Annotated in this window: 28 protein-coding genes and 5 pseudogenes; 26 read left to right on the forward strand and 7 right to left on the reverse strand. The window is 33.7% G+C overall.

All coding sequences use genetic code 11. The features are described from left to right. Positions 1–118: 118 nt before the first annotated feature. The 5 genes and pseudogenes from F0362_RS31315 (at position 119) to F0362_RS29670 (ending at position 5,119) form a co-directional block, all read left to right on the forward strand. Positions 119–253, forward strand: coding sequence for a hypothetical protein (locus F0362_RS31315; RefSeq protein ID WP_255259387.1), 135 nt, complete (start codon positions 119–121; stop codon positions 251–253). 15 nt (positions 254–268) lie between these two features. Next, entirely contained in the window at positions 269–2,926 is a 2,658-nt protein-coding gene (locus tag F0362_RS29655) for a type IA DNA topoisomerase (RefSeq protein ID WP_149890197.1), read from the forward strand. 97 nt (positions 2,927–3,023) lie between these two features. Then, positions 3,024–4,001: a DUF3991 and TOPRIM domain-containing protein gene (locus F0362_RS29660; RefSeq protein ID WP_149890198.1), complete on the forward strand. Its 978-nt coding sequence runs from the start codon at positions 3,024–3,026 to the stop codon at positions 3,999–4,001. Then, a pseudogene (locus F0362_RS29665) lies at positions 3,994–4,137 on the forward strand (restriction endonuclease); the annotation flags it as partial. The gene F0362_RS29660 and the pseudogene F0362_RS29665, both read left to right, overlap by 8 nt. A gap of 523 nt (positions 4,138–4,660) precedes the next feature. After that, a complete protein-coding gene (locus F0362_RS29670) occupies positions 4,661–5,119 on the forward strand; it encodes a hypothetical protein (RefSeq protein WP_149890199.1) in 459 nt (152 codons plus the stop codon). 180 nt (positions 5,120–5,299) lie between these two features. Here the strand turns inward: F0362_RS29670 and F0362_RS29675 are convergent. Beyond that, positions 5,300–5,404, reverse strand: a pseudogene (locus F0362_RS29675) (DUF3967 domain-containing protein); the annotation flags it as partial. Between the two features lie 74 nt (positions 5,405–5,478). Here F0362_RS29675 and F0362_RS29680 point away from each other — a divergent pair. After that, positions 5,479–5,802, forward strand: a pseudogene (locus F0362_RS29680) (topoisomerase DNA-binding C4 zinc finger domain-containing protein); the annotation flags it as partial. A 189-nt stretch (positions 5,803–5,991) separates the two neighbouring features. Here the strand turns inward: F0362_RS29680 and F0362_RS29685 are convergent. After that, a complete protein-coding gene (locus tag F0362_RS29685; RefSeq protein WP_149890200.1) occupies positions 5,992–7,440 on the reverse strand; it encodes a serine hydrolase domain-containing protein in 1,449 nt (482 codons plus the stop codon). Between the two features lie 423 nt (positions 7,441–7,863). On the opposite strand from F0362_RS29685, the gene F0362_RS29690 reads away from it, so the two are divergent. The 3 genes from F0362_RS29690 (at position 7,864) to F0362_RS29700 (ending at position 9,374) form a co-directional block, all read left to right on the forward strand. Further along, positions 7,864–8,268, forward strand: a complete 405-nt coding sequence (locus F0362_RS29690) for a DUF3888 domain-containing protein (RefSeq protein ID WP_149890201.1) — start codon at positions 7,864–7,866, stop codon at positions 8,266–8,268. A gap of 377 nt (positions 8,269–8,645) precedes the next feature. Continuing rightward, complete coding sequence (locus F0362_RS29695; RefSeq protein WP_149890202.1) at positions 8,646–8,834, forward strand: hypothetical protein; 189 nt, start codon at positions 8,646–8,648, stop codon at positions 8,832–8,834. A 297-nt stretch (positions 8,835–9,131) separates the two neighbouring features. After that, positions 9,132–9,374: a helix-turn-helix domain-containing protein gene (locus F0362_RS29700; RefSeq protein ID WP_097838323.1), complete on the forward strand. Its 243-nt coding sequence runs from the start codon at positions 9,132–9,134 to the stop codon at positions 9,372–9,374. Positions 9,375–9,554: 180 nt separating this feature from the next. Here F0362_RS29700 and F0362_RS29705 read toward each other — a convergent pair whose 3' ends face one another. After that, positions 9,555–9,737 (reverse strand): hypothetical protein, encoded by a 183-nt coding sequence (locus F0362_RS29705; RefSeq protein ID WP_000435034.1) that lies wholly within the window; start codon positions 9,735–9,737, stop codon positions 9,555–9,557. A gap of 504 nt (positions 9,738–10,241) precedes the next feature. Here F0362_RS29705 and F0362_RS29710 point away from each other — a divergent pair. The 10 genes from F0362_RS29710 (at position 10,242) to F0362_RS29755 (ending at position 16,156) form a co-directional block, all read left to right on the forward strand. Further along, positions 10,242–10,577: a transposase gene (locus F0362_RS29710; RefSeq protein WP_098141048.1), complete on the forward strand. Its 336-nt coding sequence runs from the start codon at positions 10,242–10,244 to the stop codon at positions 10,575–10,577. Positions 10,578–10,606: 29 nt separating this feature from the next. Then, positions 10,607–10,795: an RNA chaperone Hfq gene (gene hfq / locus F0362_RS29715; RefSeq protein WP_098141047.1), complete on the forward strand. Its 189-nt coding sequence runs from the start codon at positions 10,607–10,609 to the stop codon at positions 10,793–10,795. A 307-nt stretch (positions 10,796–11,102) separates the two neighbouring features. Beyond that, positions 11,103–11,411, forward strand: a complete 309-nt coding sequence (locus tag F0362_RS29720) for a hypothetical protein (protein WP_098141045.1) — start codon at positions 11,103–11,105, stop codon at positions 11,409–11,411. Between the two features lie 112 nt (positions 11,412–11,523). Next, entirely contained in the window at positions 11,524–11,817 is a 294-nt protein-coding gene (locus tag F0362_RS31515; RefSeq protein WP_149890203.1) for a hypothetical protein, read from the forward strand. 407 nt (positions 11,818–12,224) lie between these two features. Then, a complete protein-coding gene (locus F0362_RS29730) occupies positions 12,225–12,395 on the forward strand; it encodes a DUF4083 family protein (RefSeq protein WP_001128147.1) in 171 nt (56 codons plus the stop codon). Positions 12,396–12,829: 434 nt separating this feature from the next. Then, positions 12,830–13,210, forward strand: a complete 381-nt coding sequence (locus F0362_RS29735; protein WP_000626440.1) for a hypothetical protein — start codon at positions 12,830–12,832, stop codon at positions 13,208–13,210. A 206-nt stretch (positions 13,211–13,416) separates the two neighbouring features. Next, the gene (locus F0362_RS29740; RefSeq protein WP_000417112.1) at positions 13,417–13,665 is read left to right on the forward strand and encodes a hypothetical protein; all 249 of its coding nucleotides are present in this window, start codon (positions 13,417–13,419) and stop codon (positions 13,663–13,665) included. A gap of 114 nt (positions 13,666–13,779) precedes the next feature. Then, positions 13,780–14,079 carry a hypothetical protein gene (locus tag F0362_RS29745; protein WP_098159888.1) on the forward strand — a complete coding sequence of 100 codons (300 nt, stop codon included), beginning with the start codon at positions 13,780–13,782 and terminating at the stop codon, positions 14,077–14,079. Between the two features lie 12 nt (positions 14,080–14,091). Next, positions 14,092–14,511, forward strand: a complete 420-nt coding sequence (locus F0362_RS29750) for a hypothetical protein (RefSeq protein ID WP_000451460.1) — start codon at positions 14,092–14,094, stop codon at positions 14,509–14,511. A 415-nt stretch (positions 14,512–14,926) separates the two neighbouring features. After that, positions 14,927–16,156, forward strand: a complete 1,230-nt coding sequence (locus F0362_RS29755) for an NAD(P)/FAD-dependent oxidoreductase (RefSeq protein ID WP_149890204.1) — start codon at positions 14,927–14,929, stop codon at positions 16,154–16,156. 234 nt (positions 16,157–16,390) lie between these two features. On the opposite strand, the gene F0362_RS29760 is transcribed toward F0362_RS29755, so the two are convergent. Continuing rightward, on the reverse strand, positions 16,391–16,618 hold the full coding sequence (locus F0362_RS29760; RefSeq protein WP_333563968.1) for a zinc ribbon domain-containing protein: 228 nt from the start codon (positions 16,616–16,618) through the stop codon (positions 16,391–16,393). Positions 16,619–16,624: 6 nt separating this feature from the next. Next, positions 16,625–16,807: pseudogene (locus tag F0362_RS31180) on the reverse strand (nucleoid-structuring protein H-NS); the annotation flags it as partial. A gap of 312 nt (positions 16,808–17,119) precedes the next feature. Here F0362_RS31180 and tnpB point away from each other — a divergent pair. Continuing rightward, positions 17,120–18,233 (forward strand): annotated as a pseudogene (gene tnpB, locus F0362_RS29770) (IS200/IS605 family element RNA-guided endonuclease TnpB). A 28-nt stretch (positions 18,234–18,261) separates the two neighbouring features. Here the strand turns inward: tnpB and F0362_RS29775 are convergent. Beyond that, positions 18,262–18,792 carry a DUF2716 domain-containing protein gene (locus tag F0362_RS29775; RefSeq protein ID WP_000758863.1) on the reverse strand — a complete coding sequence of 177 codons (531 nt, stop codon included), beginning with the start codon at positions 18,790–18,792 and terminating at the stop codon, positions 18,262–18,264. 663 nt (positions 18,793–19,455) lie between these two features. On the opposite strand from F0362_RS29775, the gene F0362_RS29780 reads away from it, so the two are divergent. Beyond that, entirely contained in the window at positions 19,456–19,788 is a 333-nt protein-coding gene (locus tag F0362_RS29780) for a DUF1904 family protein (RefSeq protein ID WP_098009826.1), read from the forward strand. A 366-nt stretch (positions 19,789–20,154) separates the two neighbouring features. Further along, entirely contained in the window at positions 20,155–20,343 is a 189-nt protein-coding gene (gene hfq, locus F0362_RS29785) for an RNA chaperone Hfq (protein ID WP_000282532.1), read from the forward strand. A 106-nt stretch (positions 20,344–20,449) separates the two neighbouring features. Here hfq (F0362_RS29785) and F0362_RS29790 read toward each other — a convergent pair whose 3' ends face one another. Further along, positions 20,450–21,145 carry an ArsR/SmtB family transcription factor gene (locus tag F0362_RS29790; protein ID WP_070172723.1) on the reverse strand — a complete coding sequence of 232 codons (696 nt, stop codon included), beginning with the start codon at positions 21,143–21,145 and terminating at the stop codon, positions 20,450–20,452. A 100-nt stretch (positions 21,146–21,245) separates the two neighbouring features. On the opposite strand from F0362_RS29790, the gene F0362_RS29795 reads away from it, so the two are divergent. From F0362_RS29795 to F0362_RS29820, 4 genes are all read left to right on the forward strand, one after another. Further along, on the forward strand, positions 21,246–21,866 hold the full coding sequence (locus F0362_RS29795) for a flavin reductase family protein (protein ID WP_000738043.1): 621 nt from the start codon (positions 21,246–21,248) through the stop codon (positions 21,864–21,866). A 561-nt stretch (positions 21,867–22,427) separates the two neighbouring features. Then, a complete protein-coding gene (locus F0362_RS29800; protein ID WP_000395463.1) occupies positions 22,428–23,318 on the forward strand; it encodes a helix-turn-helix domain-containing protein in 891 nt (296 codons plus the stop codon). Between the two features lie 437 nt (positions 23,319–23,755). Next, a complete protein-coding gene (locus tag F0362_RS29815; protein ID WP_149890206.1) occupies positions 23,756–23,977 on the forward strand; it encodes a hypothetical protein in 222 nt (73 codons plus the stop codon). A gap of 71 nt (positions 23,978–24,048) precedes the next feature. Next, entirely contained in the window at positions 24,049–24,447 is a 399-nt protein-coding gene (locus F0362_RS29820) for a DUF5412 domain-containing protein (RefSeq protein ID WP_149890207.1), read from the forward strand. Positions 24,448–24,741 lie beyond the last annotated feature (294 nt).

Here is a 24,741-nt window from a genome sequence, read left to right on the forward strand (position 1 = left end):
ATTAAACAACTATTAAAAACACCGTCTAGGTTAACTGGACGGTGTTTTGTGTGATTATAAGGGCAGAATTAAACATCTTTATTGTAACTGATCATGTAGAACGAAAGGAGTGAACGTCATGAATGTATGGCTGTTTGCGGGCTGTATGTTCCTTGTAGCAGTTTTTTTGAACACGTTGTTATTATTTGGTCACGGAATTATGAAAAAGCGAAGAAATAAGAAATGGAAGCGTAAAACTGAAATTGCAGATTAATAGGAGGTATTATGTATGGGAAAAACATTATTTATTGCAGAAAAGCCGAAGGTAGCTGTTGAATTACTAAAATCACCTAGATTTAGAAACTCGCAAAAGCATCCAGGAAGCAAGCCTTATTATGGCTACTATGAAAATGAGAATTACATTATTAGTTGGTGCCGGGGGCATTTATTAGAACTAAAACATCCGGAGGAGATGGACGAGAGGTACAAAGAATTTAAATTTGATCACTTGCCAATCATTTTAGAGCCGGAATATAAAGCGAAATCGGATAGTCTTGAACAAATTCAAATATTAGTTAAGCTTTTAAATCGTCCCGATGTAGATCATGTGGTCAACTCCTGTGATGCAGATAGAGAAGGTGAGCTTATCTATCGTGAGATAGTTGAACATGCAGGTGTGAACAAGCGAGAATCTCGTCTTTTTATCTCTTCCTATGAGGCCGCAGAATTAGAAGGAGCGTTAAACCGATTAGAACCAGGAACAGACTATGATGGGCTTGCACAATCCGCTAAAGCGAGGCAATACCTGGATTATATTCTAGGAATTAATGTTACAAGGGGCTGTACATCCAAACTAGCAAGAAACCAATTCTTATTGGCTTCTGGTCGTGTTCAAATGTGTATCTTGAATGAAATCCGTCAGAGAGAAATCGCTATCCAAAACTATAAAGAACAAACCTATTACAATTTAAAGCTACTAACGGAGAACGGTTTATCACCAGTAATGAAAACAGAAGATCAACTGATAGATCCATCGCCACTACAAAAGCTTGGAGATAGCTTGAAAGAAACGAATGTAATCGTAACGGAATTTAAAGAAAGTACGAGAAAAAAGAAACCCAAATTATTATATAACTTAACGGATATCTACAAAGATGCTCACGCCAAACTGAAGATAAATGCGGAAAAAGCAAAAAAACATATTCAGAGTTTGTATGAAGAAGGCTTTATTACTTACCCTCGTTCTTCATCCAGGCATTTACCCACTGAGCAAGTGGAACGAGTGAAAGAAGTAATGGCAGCGTTAGAAAAAAGCGCCTATATGAATCTCGTACAACAAGTAATTCCATCTTCTATTACGAAAAAACATACTACTTTTAATGATGAATTAGTCAGTAGTCACTTTGCCATCATTCCAACAACAAAATTATATGTCGGGACCAACCGAAATCCATTAGAAAAACAGTTATATGACTTAATTGTAAAACGATTTATCGGGAATTTTATGAAACCAGCAATCTACCTGGTAAGAGAAGTACATTTTATAGATCAAGAGGGCAACACATACAGTACAAAAGAAAAGATCCTACAAGAGAAAGGGTTTTTAAGTGTGTTTCAAGTGGATATAGAAGAGGGATCAGTTGAAGTATTTCAGATACCTATTTTACGAGAAGGAGATTCTTTCAGAATCGTTCAGTATGACTTGATTGAGTCTCGAACAAAGAAACCAGCCTTTCATACGGAAAGTTCCATTTTAACCTTTATGGAGACGGCAGGACGTAAATTGGATGATGAACATTTGAAAGAACTTATGAAGGGAAAACGGATTGGGACAGTCGCAACGGAAGAAACGTTTATTCCGAAACTGTTAGAGCGAAGCTATATTGATGTTACCAACAGTCAGATTCGAACCACTAATATTGGTCGTGCGTTTATAGATGCTTTTCCGGTAGATGAAATCAAAAATCCAGCTTATACGGCTGAAATGGAAGGGATGATCTACATGATCGAAAAGAATGAAATGAAATATGAGGAATTTGTGGAGAAAACAAATACGTTTGTAAAAAACACGGTGGAACAATTAGGCGAAATGGATGATAAGGTGTCGGATAGCATTATTAATACCTGGAATCAGCAGATTGAGGTGTGCAAATGCCCTTGTAGAAAAGGAAAAATCCTTCATAAAGGTAATTTCTATGGTTGCAGTAATTATCCGGAATGTGAAATCTCCTTACCGAAAAAAATTAAAGAAAAAGCGATTCCGGAAGCGCAAGCGAAAAAGCTGTTTGAGGATAAGAAAACAGGTCTTTTAAAAGGATTTAAGTCCAATGAGAAGGAGTTTTCCGCTTATCTCGTATTACATGAAGGGAAAGTTAAATTTCAGTTCCCAACACAAGAAGAGCTGTCATTTGGTAAATGTCCAAAATGTAAAAAGGGTGATATGCTTCATCGTAAAACGTTTTATGGATGCACGGAGCATAAAAACGGATGTGATTTTATGTTACCAGCCAAGATGAAAGGGAAAGCAATCCCTGGTAATCAGGTGAAAAAGTTAATTCAGTATAAAACAACGGATTTTATCAACGGCTTTCAAGGAGAAAAGGGAGAATTTACAGCAGCAATCTATATGGAAGCGGACGGAAGTTTGAAATTCCGTTTTCCAACGACTGAAGATCGTACCATTGGTAAATGTCCATTATGTAAGAGTAGAGTTCTTGTAGGAAAAAGTAACTACTTATGTGAGAAATACAAAAAAGGCTGTGACTTCATTATTTTTGGTACATTCTCTGGTAAAAATTTAAGTAGTAACCATGTGAAAAAGTTATTAGAAAAGAATGTAACGGATCAGATTAAAGGGTTTATCTCGAACAAAAACGGGAAAAAATTTGACGCTCGTTTATCATACAGTGTACAGGAGAAGCGATTAAAATTCTTATTCGGCAAATAAAAATGAAGAGTATCAAATATAAGTAGTAAAAGAGGACTAGGAAACAGCATAGTCCTCTTTTTTATTTCATTTTATAGAGTAAAGGGGGGATTCCGTAATGGCATATGTCAGTGCGGAGGATGCGATGAAAGCAAGAAAAGTTGACTTGATTTCATATCTGGAAGCAAAAGGAGAAACGTTTAAGAAAGAAGGTAACTATTATCGTCATACGGAGCATGATAGTCTCATCATTAAAGGCAATCAATACGCCTGGAATAGTCGAGGGGAAAAAGGATATGGAGCGATTAGCTTTGCGATGATGTACTATGACATGACATTCCCACAAGCCGTGATGGACATTCAGAAGGGGGACTACAAAGAGTTTGATCGTTCAAAAGCTGAAGAGGAGCGCAAAAAAGAGCAGCAGCCGTTTAGCTATCCAAAACACTTAGAGGTGCCGAAACAAACAGAAATCAAGCGATACTTAATTCATGAACGGAGAATAGATCCTCGCTTGGTGAATTGGCTGATTAAAAAGGATCTCATCGCCCAAGATAAGAAAAATAATGTGGTTTTTAAATGGAGGGAAGAAGGAGGAAAAGGACAGGTTATTGGTATGAACCGTCAAGGTACAGTCAAAATGGAGAATAAAAGAGGAAGCTTTAAGCAAATTGTCCCGAATTATGAAAAAATCAATGCCGGTTTTACGGTTGATGTAGGTAAACCGGATAAGATTTATTTTTATGAAGATCCTATCGACATGTTATCTCATTGGAGTATCAAACAAAATAAGATACAAAACGCTCGCCTGGTTTCTATGCATGGATTGAAGTCAAAAACAGTAATTCAATCTTTAATGGATGCGAAAAAAGAAGGGCACGATATTAAAGAGGTCATTATGGCAGTTGATAATGATAAAGCTGGGAAAGACTTCATTCAGACAATGAAATGCTTTGTAGACCTTAAAGAGGATATTCCAACAAATGAAAAGGATTGGAACGATGTCCGGAAGAAACGAGTGAATGAGCAACAGGCAAAAGAAACAGCCCAACCAAAGAAAATGAAACCAATTAAAGAGGTGGAGCGAAGTGTCTAATCTACCAGAAATGCCAAACATATTACAAATTTTGATGTATGGTTTTATCCTTTACGTTCTTTTTCGTATTTGTAAATTCATGTACCGGAAGATCCAGGAGCGAAGAATATTAAAGCGAATGGCTAAGTCTGGTATTGGATGTTTTTTCCCATCCCCCGAAAAGGGGGGAATAAGAAAAAATTATTGTATCCACTTTTTATAAGAGATTGCACCAGAACCATTTTTAATCCATACAATAATTATAAGCATTCTAATAATTTATATTATTATTAATAAAAAATATTTAAATATTCCACCTTTTCTAAAAATGTATTATACTGTAAATTGCTGAGGGGAACATTTTAGTGTTTTCTGGTAAATATTAAATTTGTTAGGTTATTATTGGTGTTATGGTAACGAAAACCTTATATTTCCCCTTGAAGATAAAGCATTAGCAGCAATTACATCGAAATATCATAATAATAATTTTCATAACAATATCATGGAGTTATAATTCGGAAAATTCTAACCCTTAAGTAATATAAAGTGCTAAATAAAAATATTTAGACAAGGAAAGGAAGATAAATAAATGGAACAGAAAAAAAGTTTAGATATTAAATTAACAGAGTTAGGAAAAATTAATTATGCTCATGTACCTGATAACCCGGGATGTGCTGGTGATGTTTGAGCATTTTTTAATTAAAGCTTTATTGAGCATTTTCTTAATTAGCCTAATCGTGTTAATCAGTGTGATATGGACTAAAATAGAAAAAACTCTGGACAATACTGTATTTAAAAAAGTTTCTAAAAAAACCAAATATATAATAACTATGATACTTGTTATGGTGGGAGAATTTGTTCTCATAGTCATTACTTCATTTAATTGGAGAGCTTCAATTATTGACACACTCTTTTTTGGTAGTATTATTTTGTTCTGCTGTATATGGTTAATACCTTATTTTGTTAATCAACAACAAAACGTCGCTAAAGTTATGGATAAGCATTTTAGTGGAGGCGTAGATTTAGGTGAAATTCAAGTTCATCGTGCGAAACTTTCTGCATTTAATTTAGGAAGTATTGTATTTTCTATAGTGGGAATTTTTATACCTATTTGTTATTACTTTAAATACTTTTTATAACGGTTTATTGGTTTTGTTGCAAATTTTTTCAAGATACAGCGATAAGTAAGATTGCAGATATTTAAGTAGAAACAACTTAGATGTATAAGACAATCCATTTGAACGAAAACAGTAATATACCCTACAAGTAAAAGAGACCCTATAAGGTCTCTTTTACTTGTACTAGCTTAAAAATGAAACTCATTTCCAAAACATCCACCAAGACTTCTTTTTCAATTTGGCTGCAGCTATTTCCTCCTAAGCTTTAGCATCTTGAATCTCTCTGACCATCTTCATAAGGTTATCGTGGGGTTTAGCCGAGATACGAGTAAAAATAGGTCATAAAGATACAAGATGTACCAATGTTAAACATACCCCTGCAAGAGATATATGCAGCACAAGCCTATTACAAAGCAAATGAGGGCTGGGTTGTAACGAACAGTGTGTATACAAGACAGGCGAAAGAATTGGCGGAAGCTTGTAATGTAAAACTAATAGATCGTGTAGAACTTCAAAAATTGATTAATAAAATTAATCCTGAATATTCGGCTGAAAATGTGTATCAAGGGGTAAAACCTGCAGAACGGAAATGTCCAACATGTAAACATGATTTAGTCGTTCGTAATTCAAATAAAACAGGAAATAAGTTTTTTGGTTGTTCTCAATATCCTACTTGTACACATACAGAACCAATCAATACATGAGCTGTGTGTACAGAGATAATAAAGTTGTTTAAAAATCCTTCTTCTACTAACAAGGCAGGTTAGTGGAAGAAATAGCAAGTGCGTTTAACTAGGAGAAGTGTCGATGACATTAAAGAAGACACCGAGGTGTCTTCTGTTTTTTAAATTAAGAATATCGATAAATCAGGATTTATTTACTTAACATTATACTTATTTTCGGACCGAGGCATCTAATCGGTGAGTATATACAAACCAAGTAATGCTTGCTGTTAATAATGTTGACGAAATTAAAGCTGTAAGAACACTATATGTTTGCCAAATAAGTATCGTTGACCAATCGAAGGCAAAAACCATTATACACTGGGCAATCGTAGCGATTAGGAAAATAATTGTTACGATTGTTCTCTTTTTTGTCATTGGCTGCTGCTCATTCGTTTTCCTTTTTCTTAATCCTAAGAAAAATAACAGAACGGCTAATAGGCAAAGAATAATTGTGGTAGACGACAAAATGATGTCCAAAAGCTGTGTGCCACTTATCTCATATGACTGAGTTAGATTGCCGTTTAATATATTTTTAACTTGTAGTACCAGGTTTATATTGGTATTTGCGCCGTTGCTCAGTAAGCAGATGGCTGTTCTTTCATTTGGCAGTATGGCTACTTCGGTACTAAAATTTGGATTACCCCCAGTGTGTTCTATAAACGTTTGTTCGGCGTTTACCGACCAACCTGCCGCATAATACATATCATTGACAGCCGAAACAGACATATCACCCCTATGTGATTTTTCGATAGCCCTGTGAAATATTTCGGGTATGTCCTGCACGATACCCATCTGTATGCCCATCCAACGCGCCATATCTTTTGTATTAGAAATGATATAGCCGGCAGGTTTATTCCCAGCATAATCCGGAGCGTTAAATGGAGTTGTTATAAAAAAGGAAGAACGGTAGCCCTGTGCTAACTGTCCAGTGGCTTGAGCATCTTCTTTATAAACATACGTCTGGTGAAGACCTAAGGGTAGAAATACCTGTTCCTTCATAAAGTCTTCATAGCTTTGTCGTGATACAATCTCAATAACCAAACCCAATACGTCATAATTAACGGTTCCATAGTTATATTGTTCACCGGGAGAGAACGCCAATTCTGCATCTACCAGCGTTTCCACAGTCTTTTGCAACATATCAGGCGTATTACCTTGTGGAATATTTTGAAGATGTCTAATATTTGTTAGGCCGCTGGTATGGTGAAGAAAGTTATTTAGTGTAAGGTTTTGCATATCAACAGGTTTACCTTGATACTTTAACGTAAACCAAGGTAAATATTTTTGGATAGGGTCAGTCATTGATAGCAGCCCTTGCTCTTCCAATAGCAAAATCCCCATACCAGTAAAAGCTTTACTCACCGAGGCCAACTCATAGAGTGTATTTTCACTTGCAGACAATCCCTTTTCACGATCTGCATACCCAGAAGAAAAGTAGAACACTTCACCATCAGCAAGTATTGAGATTGACATTCCAGGCACACCTGATGTACGACAGGCATCATCTAGCAATGCTTGTATTGCCACAGATTTCGAATCTGACAACGCATAACTTTGTGTTGCGAATCCTGAGAATAATATAAATATCGTTAATACAAAAACAATAGTCTTTTTCATACACTCTCCTTTTTGAAGAATTATTAGGGTATAAATAGCTTATTTTTATAATTATAAACTAAATTCTAATTTATCTTTCTGTTCATCTATATAACATGAAATAATTGTGAAGATTTACACTTAAACTAACGGTGGCGTTAGTTCAATAAGAAGTAAACAACTTTATTATTCATTTTTTAAGCATTACATAAGCAGATGGATATAATTTGAAACAACTTTAAAGAGCCTTGCTGCATATAGAATGTAGTAAGGCTCTTATCTTTTTTAATCAAAATTCAATAACTTTATTATCACTATACACTGTGATGAAAATCCAGCTCTTTTTCTTTTTATTTAGGCTCCGTTAAAAATACTGCAAATGAATAATCCGCTATTATTTACGCACTCTAATCCATATTATGCAGTAAGTTTGGAGTCAATTATATGTTTAAACGGAAACTGTTAATGACATTTTGTGGGGGTATAATGATGATTTTATTTACATCTCCAATAGAAGGAAAGGCAGAAAATATATCTAATAAAGATTTTTATGATTCTTATAATACTTTATTAGCTCCTTACGCAAGTGAGACTATCCGAAGTAAACTTGGACCAGAACACCAGTATAGTTTAACGGATGCAAAAATTATAAATATTGAGCGTTCTCAAAAATATACCTTCACTTTTATTGTAGTAGCTAAATATAGAACGTATACGAACGCTCACAATCCACCTAATCATGTTGTAACAATAACTTATAATGTTAGTCCAAGTGGGGTAAAAGTTATCGATTTCAAACAAAAAAGAAAGAAAGTGAGTTTACAACTCATTTTCTTTCTATATCAATAGGTAGAGTAGCTGACTTTTGGAATTCAAATAAAACAGGAAATAAGTTTTTTAGTTGTTCTTAATATCCAACATGTACACATACAGAACCAATTAATACATGAGCTGTGATGAAAATCCGGCTCTTTTGTTATTTTTAGGAATTAACTTAAAAAAATCATACTCTCATCAAAAAAAATGGCTTCTCAGATTTCGATATAACCAATGTTTATTTAAAAGATAATGCATAAGACCTAAATAATAAAGTATGCGTTGCAAGCGGAAATAAGCAGTTTAAAGTGAGTTAGGGGATGTTATAAAGAATTTTTTATAAAACATCTGAAAAATAAACAAATAACCTTGTAAGGTTGATTGTTTTATAAAGGTAAGGAGTGAGAATATTGGAGAATACAGTAAAAGAAATCATTGGTGATTTAGAGTATCTGTTCAAGAATGGAGAAATTGGCATGGAAGTAAGTAATCCGCCTTACTATCAGAGGTTTTGTAAAGTACTGGATGCAACAGAAATGCGCTATGATTTACACATTCATGAATATGATGAGGATTCCCTAGTTGTTAAACTAGTGTAAAATACAAATGTTTTAAGGGGTTAATTTTCTTAAAGTATAAAAAGAGAATGAGGAGGAAAAGGATATGAAAATTGGTACATCTGAATGGCTTTCTCTTAGTAAGGATATTAAGCTAAAGTTGATCCGTTTGGCTGTCATAGATAGTAAATATAAACAAGCAAAATAAAAACCCTTCATTTGCTTAGCAGCAAACAAAGGGCTTAGTTAATGAGTGACTGAAGAAGAAGGAAATCTAGTCCATTTCCTTCTTTATTTATTGTAACATAAAAGGAAAAGCACAAACAAAGGAGAATTCCCATGAAAGAAATTGATAAATACATGACACCATCTGAAGCAGCTTTTTATTGGGGGATTCCACGTGAGACAATTAAGAATAAATATAGCCCCTCTCTAATGAACGAAAAGCAAATAAATGACTTAGAGCGCATGTTACAAGAAGGTTTAGTGAAGTACTTTTTGCATCCTGAAGGGAAGCGTAAGGAATGGATTATAAGCCGACAGGCAATGTATGAATGGTTTGGAGAACCAAAAGGCAAGTAACAAAAACTCCACCAAAAGACAGTAAAATAAATAACCGGTTCCTTAACGTACAGGGAATCGGTTATTTTGTGTTTAAAATGTGTCTAAACGTACAATTTTCTTTTTTTGATATGGTGACCTCATATAGGTTTAATAAAATCCTATAAATTCTCTGATAGAGTTTAATCTTTGGGAACCGTATTATAATTTATAAGGATTATTTTTTGTTAAATTTTTTAATTCGTTTTCAAGGGAAAGCTTAAGGCTTTTCTTTTTCTTTTCAATGGATGTGATTTTATGAAAAGTTAACAAAGATAACATAGAGAATAATTTATAATATATCTCTGTAGATCCGTTCTTATTGTTTGAAATAATTTGCTCCATAGTATAAAATCTCCTTTTTTAACACAGTCCTATTTCTAATTTGAATACTTGGTTATTATTTTACCAATTTTTATTAAAATCTTCTACTTTACTAATTATTAATTCTTGATAACCTATATTCTAATTCTATATTTACCTTTAACAGTGCAATTTTTTCATTTGGGGGATACATCAAAATGTTAAGTTGATGGGCATGTATGGTGAAAGCCTGTTACAATAGAATGGAGTCGAAAGCCCCTTAGGTAGCTCTCATAGGTTTAAGATCTATGGGGGCTTTTTTAATAAGGAAACACAAAATTTCACGTACCGCATTGTTTAAAAAGAAACAAAATACATAATCAATAGTCTACATTTAATTTTGTGCTTAATTAATTCGCTTAATGGATACTGTATGGTGTGTTATAAATAGATTTCTTGCGAAATATGTACCTGGAGCAGTATTTCAATTTAAATGTGTTACGATAGTTATATATTCGTTTTGCTAGTAAAAGGAGATGAGTGTCGATGAAAAACCACATAAAAGTAAATGGGAAAATCCTTCAAACAAATAAAAAATGGTCACATCTCAAGCAAAAACAAAAAGAACATATTTCTAATTCGTTACGTAGAGAATATACACAGTTTATAAAAACACATCATAGAAAACCTAAAAAGTATGAACATGATGAGATTCTTCATGAAGTTATGAATCAAATACAAGAACGTGAAATTTGGATTCCTTATGGTGAAGTAAAAAAATATTATCTAAGCAAAATAGGAAGATGGTTTAGAAAAATAGAAAGTGAATGGGAATCACAAAAATTCAACAGTGAAAAGCAACAGGTATTAGAAGAAAGGTAAATCCAAACAAACCACAGGGGGCGCATTTCATGTTTAATTTACAAGAAGATATGTATGAACAATTGAAAGAGAAAAAAGGGGAAGTTACTGTATTTTTAAAGAATGGCGTTCCAGTGCGTGGGCAGATCCTTGCAACAGATAAATTTACCGTCCTAATGATGATTCATGGTAAACAACAACTAATCTACAAACAAGCAATCTCTACACTTACTATGTAATTCATACTGGTGTATCGCCAGCATTTCGGAAAACCCCCACGCTAAGAGCATGCAAGATTTTATACAGTTTTTCGGCTAATCCAGTAACAAACAAGAAACCTAAAACCGCACTATAATGGGAATGTATAAAAAATTGCATAGATTGATAGAACTAAAAAAGGAGGTTTCCTTGTAAGAGTAGGGTTCCTCCTTTTTCCTTGCTACCGATAATGTTGCGTTATGTTAACCTTACATGAATATCCTATTCATCCAAATTTGCACAAAGTTGTCCTTGCTAATGATACAATTAGGATAACGGAGGGATATTATGAGTTATATCGAATTTTATGGAATACCGTTTCTTATAATCGGTACTGGAATATTCGTAATTATCAAGGCTGATTCACCCAAAATTAGGGCTAGAAATCTATCCTTCGTAATGATCTGTTTAGGGATAAATATACTCGCAATTCCAATGGATTTATTTATAAGTATGATGGCAACAGTTTCTCCATATAGTACTGAACTTGATTTTTGGATAGGAATTTTTTTTACTCAGGGAATACCGCTCCTCATGCTACTTGTAGCTTTGATATGGTGGTTTATCCGCAAGATCAAAGAAAAAATTGACACATAGAATTTTAAAATGACTTCCACTAACGGTGATTATGTGAACTTCAGATCAGATTGGTATTTAATAAAAGAAATTTTATAAGTTGATTGAACATCTAAAAGGAGTATGGGGGATTTTGAGAAAAACTAAACTGAGAAACTATGTGAAATTATTTATTCTCTACTTAATTATAATTTCAATATATTTCCTATTGTTTGATTACAGTAAAGTGTATATTAAGACAAAAATAAATAACGAATTTTTATATCAATTATATTTATTAATAGGACGTATTAGTATGGGTTTGGTAATATATTTTATTCCAGATAAGCTAGATATTAAGATTAAATTCAGATTTAAATTTCTTATAGTAGTTATCGCAATGATAACTACTATAATTTTTCTTGATATAGTTGGTTTAATGGAATAACTTTGATAACTTCATATAACTAGGGGTTCAGCCGAGATACATGTAATTTTGGGTCATAGTCTGTATTTTATTTCCATTATCAGATTTCAGTGTAACAAAAAGGTGTTTTATTAATAATGTTACGGATTATTTTTGATACAGTATTTTGTTACAACTGATTCAACGATTAGGATATTTCATATTTTCAAATGCAAAACGTAACAAAAACGAACGTTTATGTTACAAATATCTCTGAAAAACAACTTTTGGTAAAAAATGTATTTCTATGACCTAGTTTTACACGTACCTCGGCTGAACCCCATAATAGGAAGTTATGTTAACCCCACATGAATTCTATATACAACCAAAATTACACAACATATTACTTCTCCTAAATGGTACAATAAGGAAAAAGGGGGTTCTGAATAATGCCTTTAGGAACCACTATTTCTTACATCATTATTGCAATAATCATCGGTGCACTGTTTGGCGGGATTATACGTATAATTTGGCATACCAGCAATCGCAAAAAGCAAGATCCAGTTGAGAAAAAGTTAGATAGGGTTATTCAACTGTTAGAAAAACAAAACAAAGATTGACCCTCCCTCCAAACAGGAGGGGTTTGTAATAACTACCAATAACTCATGTTATATTAACTAAATTAGCTTAAGATTAAATCATTGGAGGAAAAAGTATGAAAAATAAAATACCTCTAATAACATTCATTTTAGCTGCTTTATTTGTAGCTGGAGGTTTTGCGTTCTTCTACTGGATCAAAATATTCCCATTCAACTAAATAGACCTAACTACCAATAACACTGATTATATGAACGAAAAGCCCCTTAAGAAGATCTGAAGGGGCTTTTCTAGGTTTCTAGATAGATTGACTCCTCATAATGAGACGTTATGTTAACCCCACATGAATATCCTATACATCTAAAAATCCAAGTAAATCATTTCATCTAAATGTTATAATGAAGAAAAAGTATTAAAAAAACAAAAATTAAGTACCTATAGTTTAGGGAGTGAAGTTATGATAAGTGTTCACGATAATAGAATTATTTCGTACCAAGTTAATCTCGATAAAGAAGAAATTCGTATGCATACACTTACAGAATCAGGAAGGAATGTATATATAGTTTTTTCAGGTGTCCTAGCACATTTTTTTGAAACTCATCTAAAGCATAACATTATTTTTAATATAGACGAAGATCCAATTCTAAACTTTTTTAAAGAAAATAAGAAATTATTAGAGGAACAAAGACCTTATTGTTGGCCTATATATTATAAAGATATTAAGGAATTAGAGGAAACATTAATAAAAGGGAATTATCTTTATTACAACATTTGTGCATCTTTAGGTCTAACTGGTTGGGTATTAGCTAAAAAACTTGAGATATTAGAATCTAATTAAGTTAATATTGGTCTTAAATGCACTTCCAATAACGATAATTATGTGAACACGAAAGTCCTCCAGTTAATCAATCTGGAGGACTTTTAATAGTCTTTTAAATACATTGAATCCCTATAATGAGACGTTATGTTAACCTCACATGTATAAGATATACAAAGGAAAATCTAAGTAAAGTATCGAAGAAAATCACGAAAAGAGGGATACCAATGGAAAAGTATTTTGAGGAAGCACATCGTTTTTGTTCTCATAATAGAAATCTCTTAGAAAAAGATATTATATGTGGTTGTTTTCACTGCTTAAAAATATTTAGTCCTAAAGAAATAACAGATTGGTGGGAAAAGGAAGAAGATACAGCAGAATGTCCTCATTGTGGAATTGATTCAGTTATCGGAGAAAGTTCTGGGTTTCCCATCACAAAAAAATTTCTAGTAGAGATGAATAAGAGATATTTTTAAAGATTTATTGACTTTCGAGAATGAGACGTTATGTTAACAATGCTTGCATAAGATATACAGAAGGTCAAGGTGAATTAACAAGCTAAAAGTTATAATGAGAGAGGCGAATATGTAGTGAAAAAAGGAAAGCTTGGAGTCATTGAACTTCTTGAAAAATATCAAGGCGGAAATGTTATTTTGGAATTTCATGGAGAGGATTTCAGATCTCATGCGATTATAAGAAAAATGGAGATACTTGAAATTAAAAGGAAATACATTAAATTACAAAGCCAAGAGGATCTTAGCACATCAGATATATTGTTAGATGAAAGTGTATCCTTTAAGATCCTTAAGCATCTACAAAAAGAAATAGTTATTGAAATACACCAAAATGGTAAAGAGTTGTTTACATATAAAATGACTCTTAAAAAATAAGGTGGGATAGAAATGGAAGTAGATAAAGAACAAGAAGAGATGCTTGTCAAAACATTTTTTGAAAAAAGGGTACGAGAAAGAATACTACACGAGCTCTTCTCTCCAAAGAAAAGACAAAATGTCTTTCATCGCCTATGTCATAATTTTAACTCTATACTATCTACGAAATACATGATTGAAATAACAAAACCTAATTCGGATCCCGACAAAATCGTTTCTCTATTGCATAAATATGGTGCAATAGATTCGTGTTACGTAATAGCAATGGATAGTGATTTAGATTGCAAATATATACCACTATCCATTGCCATAGAGAAAGTCATTGAGTCTGGGTGGCCTGCCATCATTTCGTGTATTCCAAGTAAACTTGCATTTTTCCAAGCTGAACAAGATCCCATGGGTTTAACTCCACGATACCTCTTAAAGCGTTAAAATAGCAGTTAGGTCGAACTTTATGAGCTCGAACATGTAAAGTATGCTAGACTGATTGACTTCCTGTAACGATCATTATGAAAATAAGCTGTCCATATGGACAGCTTATTATATTTTTTGCTTAGCGTGGGTTTTTTCTGAAATGCTGGCGATACCCCTATTAACTCTTCACGAGACAAGTAAACGGACCTTTATTTAATACTTAAATTATCATTCCGATTTTTACCACAAATTCTTTTTAATTGTATAGCAGGTGAGAATTTTCTGTACTTATTTCGTTTTAGCTTCCATACTTTATGTATGTAGTGCATTCTTATCAATTTTCCCCATTACTTTAACTCGTAGGGGCATTAACTTTAGAACTCTGCTAATGGATAAGCAAGTTAATAATTATACTTGAAAATGGAGTGATACGATGAATAAGACGTATGATGTCATCATTACCGGTGCTAGATGTGCCGGCTCTACCCTGGCAATTTATCTTGCTAAGGCAGGTTTCCATGTGTTGTTAGTGGACCGAGCGAATTTTCCAAGGGACACATTATCAACCCATACCTTTTTCAATAATACTGTCGCTCTTCTTCGAGAAACCGGTGTCCTGGACAAGTTATTGGAAACAAAAGCACCGCCGGTACGGGATATTAAATTTCAATTTGAGGATACCGTGATAGAAGGTCTCATCCCTGAGGTTTACGGAGAGGAAAGTTGTTATTGTATTAGAAGAACTTATCTCGATCATATTCTACTTGAACAAGCCAAATCCCAAATGAATGTAACTGTTTTAGAAGGATTTCGTGTGACGGATGTCATCCGTGATGACGAAACAGTGATAGGCGTGAAAGGTTTAGACGGCGACAACGAGAAACAAGAATTTTTAGCTCGCCTGGTAGTCGGGGCAGACGGCCGATCCTCTATTATTCGCAAGCTGGTAAAAAGTGAACTCAAAATAAGTATTCCGGCAACAGTCGGCATCTATTTCGGGTATTTCTCTGGATTTCGCCACGATAATGTCCCTAAATTTGAAGTATACAAGATAAAAGATAACACAGCCATTCTCTTTCCGACGAATGATGATTTATATGTAATTGTCGGCATTTTCCCATTAGAAAATAAGGAATTGATAGAACGGTTGAAATTAAATCCGGAAAGCTGTCTACGCAATTTCCTTACAGATAACTTTCCGAATACAACAATTGGGGCGCGCTTGAAAAATGCAGAACTAGTAGAACCGGTCAAAGGCATTCTCGGATATGATAATTACTGGTATAAAGGAATGGGAAAAGGATGGGCGTTGGTTGGAGATGCAGTTTGTTTTAAAGATCCTGGCATGGCGCAGGGTATCCATGATGCTATATGTGGAGCACGTATATTATCCAATATTCTATCAAAATATAAGGGACAATCCGATCAATCAAATCAAATGTCTGAAGAATATCAAAAGGCAATAGAAGATGAGTTTATGGTTCGGTTTCACATGGGATGCCAAATTTCGAAGAATGAACGCATATCTGAACAACAGGATGCTGTCAACAAGCTAATCAGTTCCCATCCAGAGGCTATAGAGAAGTTTTTAGGGATTTACAATTATGCAAACGAGCCCGCTGCTTTAGAAAAAGAACTCGCACGAATTATGCAATCGATCTAGCAATGATTTTAGAGATTAAGTGATTTAAGTACAAAAATAATTCACTATGAACCTCCCCCACTTACTCGCTTCCGCTTGAAGTGGGGATTTCTTAGCATCAACAAAGACAAGGTCCCATGAGAAGTGGATTTTCCATCTCCTCTCTGCACCTATGCAGGGACTCCTTTTCTTCATTTGACTAAGTAACTTCTGCACATGCAGAAGGGTGGGAACACACCGTCTACTACTTTTTGCTTACGCAATCCACAAATACTTTCTCTTCGTTTCTTCCGGGATATGACACATCTTTCCGTACAGTTCTTTTGCCAAAATGTTGCGGGCACCGTGAATGTCCCAGTGTTCTTCGTAGCCGTACACACAAACGTAGTTACGTGTCCGCACTTTCTTTCTTCTTTGGCAACAAGGGCATGTTTGAGAAGTGTATGCTTCGTCTACGAGAAACAATAGAGGTACCTTTAGCAATCTAACCTATTTCGATGCTGGAGCCAGAGTGACTTCGGGTGATGTTACCTTGTCATAAAAATCTAAGAATTTGTCACGATCGGCGCTATCACGGTAAGCCATGGCGACACGTGGATGTTCATTAAATACACCAGAGATCATGTAAGGTATGATATAGCCTCACTCCCACTCTTGTCGCATTTCTAACAAGAGTATATCTTACTAGTGAATTCTGTATATATTATTATGTGGGGTACCGCCAGCATTTCGGAAAAAAACCACGCTAAGCAAAAAATACAATAAGCTGTCCATATGGGAAGTGAAATTTATACTTTATCATTTTAGCCAAGAAGACTCCTTCCTCAAGGAACGCGAAGTGAGTAGGTGGGAGATGAATTGGCTTCGAACAAGGGAGGGCAGGAAGCCACCTTAATTGTTCGGCATACATAAACTGTTACTTTACTACCTATCGAATGTACGTTTGTTGTATGATAGACACATATTGAAATGGGGGTGAAACGAATGATGATCAATAAAGCATATAAATTTCGTATCTATCCAAATCAAGCACAAGCGACCCTAGTTAATAAAACGATTGGCTGTTCTCGTTTTGTATTCAATCATTTCCTATCTCTATGGGATCATGCATACAAAGAAACAGGAAAAGGTTTGACATATGGTACATGCTCTGCCAAACTTCCTGCCATGAAGAAAGAGTTTGTTTGGCTAAAAGAAGTGGATAGTATTGCGATTCAGTCGTCTGTTCGCAACCTTGCGGATGCTTATACACGCCTTTTCAAAAAACAAAACAATGCCCCGCGTTTCAAATCTAAGAAAAACAACGTACAATCTTACACAACAAAACAAACAAATGAAAACATTGCCGTTGTAGGAAACAAAATAAAATTGCCAAAACTAGGTCTTGTTCGATTTGCTAAAAGTCGTGAAGTAAAGGGACGTATTGTAAATGCTACAGTTAGACGGAACCCTTCTGGCAGATACTTTGTGTCATTGTTAGTCGAAACAGAAGTGCAAGAACTTCCGAAAACACATTCTTACATTGGAATGGATGTGGGACTAAAAGATTTCGCCATTTTGTCAGATGGAACAACCTATAAAAATCCGAAATTTTTTCGATCATTAGAAGAGAAGTTGGCAAAAGCACAGCGTGTTCTTTCTAGAAGAATGAAAGGGTCTTCTCGCTGGAATAAACAACGAGTAAAAGTAGCTAGAATACATGACAAATGCTAGAAAAGATTACTTGGACAAAATCTCGACTGAAATTATCAAAAACCACGATGTTATCGGTATAGAGGATTTGCAAGTATCGAATATGTTAAAGAATCATAAGTTAGCAAAAGCCATTAGTGAGGTATCATGGTCTCAGTTTCGAACTATGTTGGAATATAAGGCAAAATGGTACGGCAAACAAATCATTGTCGTATCGAAAACATTTGCTTCCAGCCAATTATGTTCTTTTTGTGGATATCAAAACAAAGACGTTAAAAATCTAAACCTACGTAAATGGGACTGCCCTTCTTGTCGTACACACCATGATAGGGATATTAACGCAAGTATCAATCTAAAGAATGAAGCGATAAGGCTTCTAACCGCAAGGACTGTGGTGATAGCCTAATAAATTAGAGTTCGATAGAACTCTTTACTTAGGAATCTCCCTCTTCTAAACGAAGTGAAAGTGGGGGTAGTTCAACATTGGTCTTTTTTAATCTACTAGCCCTTAATTCTTTGAAATTCTTGATTAATTCTTCTCCGAAAATATAAATAACTTTTTCCCATGGATGCCCTAAATAACCCCACTTAAAGTCTTTTTGCAAAAAGAAATAATAATCTCCATCCGGAAAAAATGGGATTTTCCATTGATGATCATCTTCGTTTAGATTTAAATTTAAACTAGGATTCATCCAGTAGCCAGCATGCTGCCAATCTAACGCATATATATATTCATGTTTCTCGGTACATAAAATAAGAGCTTCCAATAATATATGATCAAAAATATAATCATCGTCATCAGTCCATTTTCCTTCAAAATAATTAGGTAAATCATAAGTAATATATGGACAAGAAAATTTAAATGATTGGTCACCATCAATATTAGGATTAAAAGCAAATTCATCATAAAATCTATCCCAAACATTCTCATATTCTTGTTCATTTAACAAAATCCATTTTTTCAAACTCCGTACCTACTTTCTAATATTATTATATAATTAAAATACCACGATGAAATTGTATATTCTATTCATTGCTAATTTACATAACACATTATTATCAGTAGCAAGGAAAAGGAGGAACCCTACTCTCTCAAGGGAACCTCCTTTTTTCGTTCTATGGACCTATGCATTTTTTCATACATTCCCATTCTGGCGCGGTTTTAGGTTTCTCGTTTGTTTTTGGATCCACCAAAAAACTGTATTAAATCTTGTTTGATCCTAGGGGTCACTATATATGAACACTACGTATTTGACTTTCTCAATAACCAACATTACTTAACGTGGTAAAATAATATTCGGATGGGAATCCAATGTTATTAAAATTAAAGTGGTTATCAAGTCGGAGGAAGGCACCTTAGGGTGTCTTTTTTTAAAAAAATATATAAGCGCACCATCCCTTTCCTAATAGAGGTCCCCCTCATGCCTCCTTACAGGGAGAATGATAAGGCATATTTACCCAATAACCAATTTCTTACATGTTTTAAATAGTTACAATACTTGTATTGCTTCAATAACATATGATCATTCTTAAGAATGTCATTGAAATGTATTAATAGATTCTAGTGCAGCAAAATAAATTATGCTATGATGTGAGCAAATATAAAGCTATCTAACGGAGGGATTCACATGCCGCATGTTGTGTTTCGTGGAATTACTACTGAACAATTAAAACACATAAGCAAGCCATTAGTAGAAGAGCTCGCAGAGATTTGTGAGTGTGGTACGGATAATTTTACGTTGGAACTACCAAGTTCTACGTTTGTATTCAATGGAGAAGAAATAGAAGCGTTTCCTCTTATTGAGGTGAAATGGTTCGAGCGTGGACAGGAAATTCGTAATCGATTTGCCAAGGCCATTACTACATATGTAATGGATTTTGGGCTTCCAGAAGTAGAGGTTGTATTTACGGTTTTCACAGAATCAGCGTATTATATTAACGGGAAGCATTGTGCAAGTTAGAGCCAGTTGAAAGATTTTTGTAATATTTATAAGTGGTAGAACCACATCGCTATCAAGCTAACTAGACAAAATACCCGCTAAAAAGAAAAAGGTGTTATTCTTTCTGAGAAATCATAGGAAAGGATAACGCCTTTATATCAATATGACGGTATCCTATATGAAAAATTAACATCGTTCCAAATGTATATATTGTGTTCATAAGCATCTAAAAGGCAAGGAGTTGAATCATGAGGATCTTATTATCTAATGTAAGCAAAATAGGAAAATGGTTTGGAAAAATAGAAGGTGAATGGGAAATACAAATAGACCACAATGGAAGGTAGAAAGTATTAAAAGAAAAGTAGCTAAAAATAGGGGGCGCATTTCATGTATAACTTACAAGAAGATATGTATGAACAATTGAAAGAGAAAAAAGGAGAAGTTACTGTATTTTTAAAGAATGGCGTTCCAGTACGTGGGAAGATTCTTGCAACAGATAAATTTACCGTCCTAATGATGGTTCATGGTAAACAACAACTAATCTATAAACAAGCGATCTCGACACTTGCTATTTAATGGGTACCGCCAGTATTTCGGAAAAAACCCACGTTAAGCAAATTTCAACACAAAATAGCCGACTTTAATCCCTTTAAGACTAAATCGGCCGTTTTATATTCAAAACTTAGTTGTTTGTAATATCAAAAGAAAATGTTTCTTTTAGTCCCTTTTTCCCGTCAGAAGTGATTTTTATTGCTCTTGTTTTAGGTAAACGTTGAACCCAATTTAGTTCTAATAGTCTTTCTAGAAGGGCATTTCCTAATGCTCCCGCAAGGTGGTGACGTCTTTCACTCCAATCTAAACATTTGTGTGTAAATGAACGACGCTTTTTCTTAACCCTTTCAAGATCAATTTGAAAATTTGTAAAGAATGACTCCCCTTTTTCAGTAACAGTAAACCCGTCCTTTTCTTCATAAATAACACCTATTTTAATTAAAGAATCTGTTAATTGTACTCCTAAATTTCCCGCAAGATGATCATAACATGTTCTTGCAAAACGCATCGCTTTATCTTCCGAAGCCTGTTTTAATGATTTAATTTCAATGGGTGGAGCTATTGATAAAAATGACTCCATAACTTGAGCAACTTCCGGATTTCGAATTCCATAATATCGATGTCTCCCCTGTTTTTCAACTATAACTACATTCGCATCGACCATTTTTGTCAAATGGAAACTAGCCGTCTGTGGTTTGATTCCTGCCATATATGCTAATTCGCTTGCAGGGTGGAATCTACCATCTAATAAGACTGTTAATATTGCTGCACGAGAAGCTTCACTCACAAGAGTAGCAATCATTGCTACATTTGGATTTGCGTTCATTTTAATTTCCCCCTAATGTAATCCATATTTCGATGATAATCGAAATGTTTATATTCTACAATAAATAAGGAAGAACATATGAATAGGAGGAGAAATAAAGATGAAAAAAATGGCTCAGGTTTCAAACACAGAGACTATTAAACCTAAAATTCTATACTACGGAACTCCTGTGATTTTACTAAATTCACTAAATGAAGATGGAACAGTAAACATCAGCCCTATGTCATCATCATGGGTATTAGGAGATTGTATTATATTAGGAATTGGACTTGGCGGGAAAGCTATCGAAAATTTAGAACGACATCCTGAATGTGTAATCAATGTTCCGAGTCCTTCATTATGGGAGAATGTTGAACAATTAGCCCCCTATACAGGGAAAAATCCCGTTCCAGATTATAAGAAAAAGAATGGATTTACATATGAAAAAGAAAAATATGATATTAGTAAATTAACACCTACTGAGTCTAAATCGGTAAAACCTACTCGAATTATGGAGTGTCCAATTCAAATTGAGGCAAGGGTGAAACATATTCGAATTCCTGATTATTCTCCTGATTTTGCAATTGTTGAGACACAAGCTATACATGTACACGCTCATAAGGAAATCATTCTAGAAGAAAATCATATTGACCCAAATAAATGGAGCCCACTTATATATAATTTCCGTCATTATTTTGGTCTTGGTAACCAGTTAGGTAAAACCTTTCGATCTGAAATATAAATAAATATATTATCTTTTAAAGTGGACAATCCTTTCCTAATTAAAGTTAAATATTATGGTAAGAAAAAGTACTCATACGAGTACTTTTTTTAATAAATGTAAACCTCAAGTAACCCCAAAATATACAATGAAAGGTAGTAGGTAATCCTAAGTTGATGGCGATATGATGATCCCCATCAATGAACAAAATAATGTAACATGGTAAAATAATATTTGGATGGGGTTCCAATATATATTATTAAAGTAGTTCAATTCGGAGGAAGGCACCTTAGGGTGTCTTTTCTTTTGTACATTAAAAAGCCTCGCCATCCTATGGAAATGGTGAGGTTCTTATGTATATTACTCAGTATCCTGTTTCCTATAATAATTCCTTCTTGATGGAACATCTATTGCCTCATAATCATAACAACAAAAATAATTACTGCAATTACGAGTACCGAAAAACATAGACTAATATATGCAATATTAATTAACCAATAATTGCAACTATATTAATTTTACATTACATTAAGGGTGGAGAATATTCTTATACTAATACAGCGCTAAATAGTAGGGGGAAAAATGGAATTTAACGATTTGGGTATTACCATTAAAGAACTTCGAATTAAAAAAAATATATCACAATCCGAATTATGTCATGGAATATGTTCACAAAGTCAAATTAGCAAGATAGAAAAAGGTATGATTTATCCATCTAGCATATTGTTATATCAATTATCAGAAAGACTTGGTATAGATCCAAATAATATATTTGCAATAACTCAAAATAAAAAATTAAAATATGTAGAAAATGTAAAAAGTGTAATTAAAGATTGCATAAGGCAACATCAATATAAAGAACTTTATGAAATAGTAAAAAAAGAGAAAAACGAAAACAATTTCCAATCAACAGAAGATAAACAATTTCTAGTATGGCATGAAGCAATTGCCATATATCGTGTGAATAACTCAATAAAATCGGCTTTAACTCTTTTAAATCATGCATTAAAACTAACTTTAACCAATGCTGATTGTTTATCAGAAAGAGAAATAGATATTATGCAGACAATGGCTATATTTTATGCAGAAAACAAAGAATACAAAAAAAGTATTAATATATTAAGAAGATGTTTAACTAATTTTAATAAGTTAGATTTTCCTAGAGATAAAGAAATTAGATTAAAGATCATTTATAATTTATCAAAATGTTTAAGTTCCACATGTCAATACGAAGAGGCAATAAAATACATTGATAAGGGCATCCAATTAGCTATTAATTTAAATACTTTATACTTATTGGGTGAACTGTACTATGGAAAAGGTTCAAACCTATTAAAGCTTAACCAATCTAATGACGAAAATGTTGCTAATAACATGAAAACAGCATTATTTATATTTGAATTAACAAAAAACGAAAACAAATTACAAATAATTAAAAAAGAGTATTTTGAAAACGAAGATAACCATTCATAATTTCTTAAAAACTACTTACACAGCTCAAAGGAGAAGTCCCTATAGTTTTTAAACTTGGAACCATAGTATTAAAATTAAAGTGGTTCAAGTCGGAGGAAGGCACCTTAAGGTGACTTTTCTTTATACATTAAAAGGGGCTCGGTCTCGACAGCATTTCGGAAAAAGACCATGCTAAGAGTATGCAAGATTTTATACAACTTTTCGGATAATCCAGTAATAAACAAGAATCCTAAAACCGCGCCAGGATAGGAATGTATAAAAAATGCATGTAGCCATAGAAAAAGAAAAAGCCGGATTCCTTGTGAGAGTAAGAATCCGGCTTTTTCTTACTAAAAATAAAGGACGTTATGTTAACCGGCCGTGTATGGAATATACATCCAATTTTCATGACAAATCACTTCTCCCGAATGATACAATCAAGGAAGAGGAGGATTATTATGAAAAAACATCGTTTTAGAAAACTACTTTTATGTTTTACAGCTCTTTTAGTGTTACTTGCTTGTCAAAAGTACAACGGTGACTTACAACAGTGGGGTAGCACTGTTGATACTGTTGATACAGCTAAACTAAAAAGAAATAACATTCCGTATGAAATAAGAGATGGTAAAGTATATATTCCTGAAGATGCCTTTAGCGATGCTACATACTGTTGTACATAAGCAGTTAATATAAGCTCCCTTCTAAACTGGAGGAGGGGTTTGCTATGAAAATCATTAATGGGAGATAAAACATAAATTTTACAAAGAAAGAAATTAAAAAAGAAATTAAGAAAACCAAACGAAAATCGTTAATTGTATTATTTTGTATAGTTGGTTTGTTCGTATACGGAGTGTATTGGGCGTTTTTCAGTATGGATCGATTACCGACAGGTGAAAAGATTGCTGAAAAACAGTCTCCTGACGGAACATATACATTCAAAGCTTACGTAATAAACGGTGAAGCGGCAACGAGTTTTGCTGTTAGAGGAGAGTTAGTATTTAATCATCGTAAATATTTCAAGACAAAGAATGTATATTGGAATTACCAAGAGGATACAGCAAAGATTGTCTGGAAAGACAAAGATACAGTAATTATTAACGGACATACGTTAAATGTTCCTGAGGAATCATACGATTTCAGAAACGATTAACTGTAAACTTATAGATTCATTGACTGCTGCTAACGATGATTATGTAAATAAGCTGTCCATATGGACAGCTTATTGTATTTTTTGCTTAGCGTGGTTTTTTTCCGAAATGCTGGCGGTTCCACTACTAGTATTCTTGCATTTAAATTATTTTTAATATATTATACTTATATGGCTATATAGGAATGAGTGTATATAAAAATACCAAAATGTAATATAACTTATGCTTGTCTTTTTAATATGTATCTAGTAAAAGTACATTTTTATCAATACAATTATTTTTTCAATATAAATGGA

The organism is Bacillus sp. BS98 (genome assembly GCF_008432245.1).
Taxonomy (GTDB): domain Bacteria; phylum Bacillota; class Bacilli; order Bacillales; family Bacillaceae_G; genus Bacillus_A; species Bacillus_A toyonensis.

Excerpts from the sequence above, each read along its gene's own strand:
- F0362_RS31315 (WP_255259387.1), top strand. The coding sequence starts at position 119 with ATGAATGTATGGCTGTTTGCGGGCTGTATGTTCCTTGTAGCAGTTTTT.
- F0362_RS29655 (WP_149890197.1), top strand. The coding sequence starts at position 269 with ATGGGAAAAACATTATTTATTGCAGAAAAGCCGAAGGTAGCTGTTGAA.
- F0362_RS29660 (WP_149890198.1), top strand. The coding sequence starts at position 3,024 with ATGGCATATGTCAGTGCGGAGGATGCGATGAAAGCAAGAAAAGTTGAC.
- F0362_RS29670 (WP_149890199.1), top strand. The coding sequence starts at position 4,661 with ATGTTTGAGCATTTTTTAATTAAAGCTTTATTGAGCATTTTCTTAATT.
- F0362_RS29685 (WP_149890200.1), bottom strand. The coding sequence starts at position 7,440 with ATGAAAAAGACTATTGTTTTTGTATTAACGATATTTATATTATTCTCA.
- F0362_RS29690 (WP_149890201.1), top strand. The coding sequence starts at position 7,864 with ATGTTTAAACGGAAACTGTTAATGACATTTTGTGGGGGTATAATGATG.
- F0362_RS29700 (WP_097838323.1), top strand. The coding sequence starts at position 9,132 with ATGAAAGAAATTGATAAATACATGACACCATCTGAAGCAGCTTTTTAT.
- F0362_RS29705 (WP_000435034.1), bottom strand. The coding sequence starts at position 9,737 with ATGGAGCAAATTATTTCAAACAATAAGAACGGATCTACAGAGATATAT.
- F0362_RS29710 (WP_098141048.1), top strand. The coding sequence starts at position 10,242 with ATGAAAAACCACATAAAAGTAAATGGGAAAATCCTTCAAACAAATAAA.
- hfq (WP_098141047.1), top strand. The coding sequence starts at position 10,607 with ATGTTTAATTTACAAGAAGATATGTATGAACAATTGAAAGAGAAAAAA.
- F0362_RS29720 (WP_098141045.1), top strand. The coding sequence starts at position 11,103 with ATGAGTTATATCGAATTTTATGGAATACCGTTTCTTATAATCGGTACT.
- F0362_RS29730 (WP_001128147.1), top strand. The coding sequence starts at position 12,225 with ATGCCTTTAGGAACCACTATTTCTTACATCATTATTGCAATAATCATC.
- F0362_RS29735 (WP_000626440.1), top strand. The coding sequence starts at position 12,830 with ATGATAAGTGTTCACGATAATAGAATTATTTCGTACCAAGTTAATCTC.
- F0362_RS29740 (WP_000417112.1), top strand. The coding sequence starts at position 13,417 with ATGGAAAAGTATTTTGAGGAAGCACATCGTTTTTGTTCTCATAATAGA.
- F0362_RS29750 (WP_000451460.1), top strand. The coding sequence starts at position 14,092 with ATGGAAGTAGATAAAGAACAAGAAGAGATGCTTGTCAAAACATTTTTT.
- F0362_RS29755 (WP_149890204.1), top strand. The coding sequence starts at position 14,927 with ATGAATAAGACGTATGATGTCATCATTACCGGTGCTAGATGTGCCGGC.
- F0362_RS29780 (WP_098009826.1), top strand. The coding sequence starts at position 19,456 with ATGCCGCATGTTGTGTTTCGTGGAATTACTACTGAACAATTAAAACAC.
- hfq (WP_000282532.1), top strand. The coding sequence starts at position 20,155 with ATGTATAACTTACAAGAAGATATGTATGAACAATTGAAAGAGAAAAAA.
- F0362_RS29790 (WP_070172723.1), bottom strand. The coding sequence starts at position 21,145 with ATGAACGCAAATCCAAATGTAGCAATGATTGCTACTCTTGTGAGTGAA.
- F0362_RS29795 (WP_000738043.1), top strand. The coding sequence starts at position 21,246 with ATGAAAAAAATGGCTCAGGTTTCAAACACAGAGACTATTAAACCTAAA.
- F0362_RS29800 (WP_000395463.1), top strand. The coding sequence starts at position 22,428 with ATGGAATTTAACGATTTGGGTATTACCATTAAAGAACTTCGAATTAAA.
- F0362_RS29815 (WP_149890206.1), top strand. The coding sequence starts at position 23,756 with ATGAAAAAACATCGTTTTAGAAAACTACTTTTATGTTTTACAGCTCTT.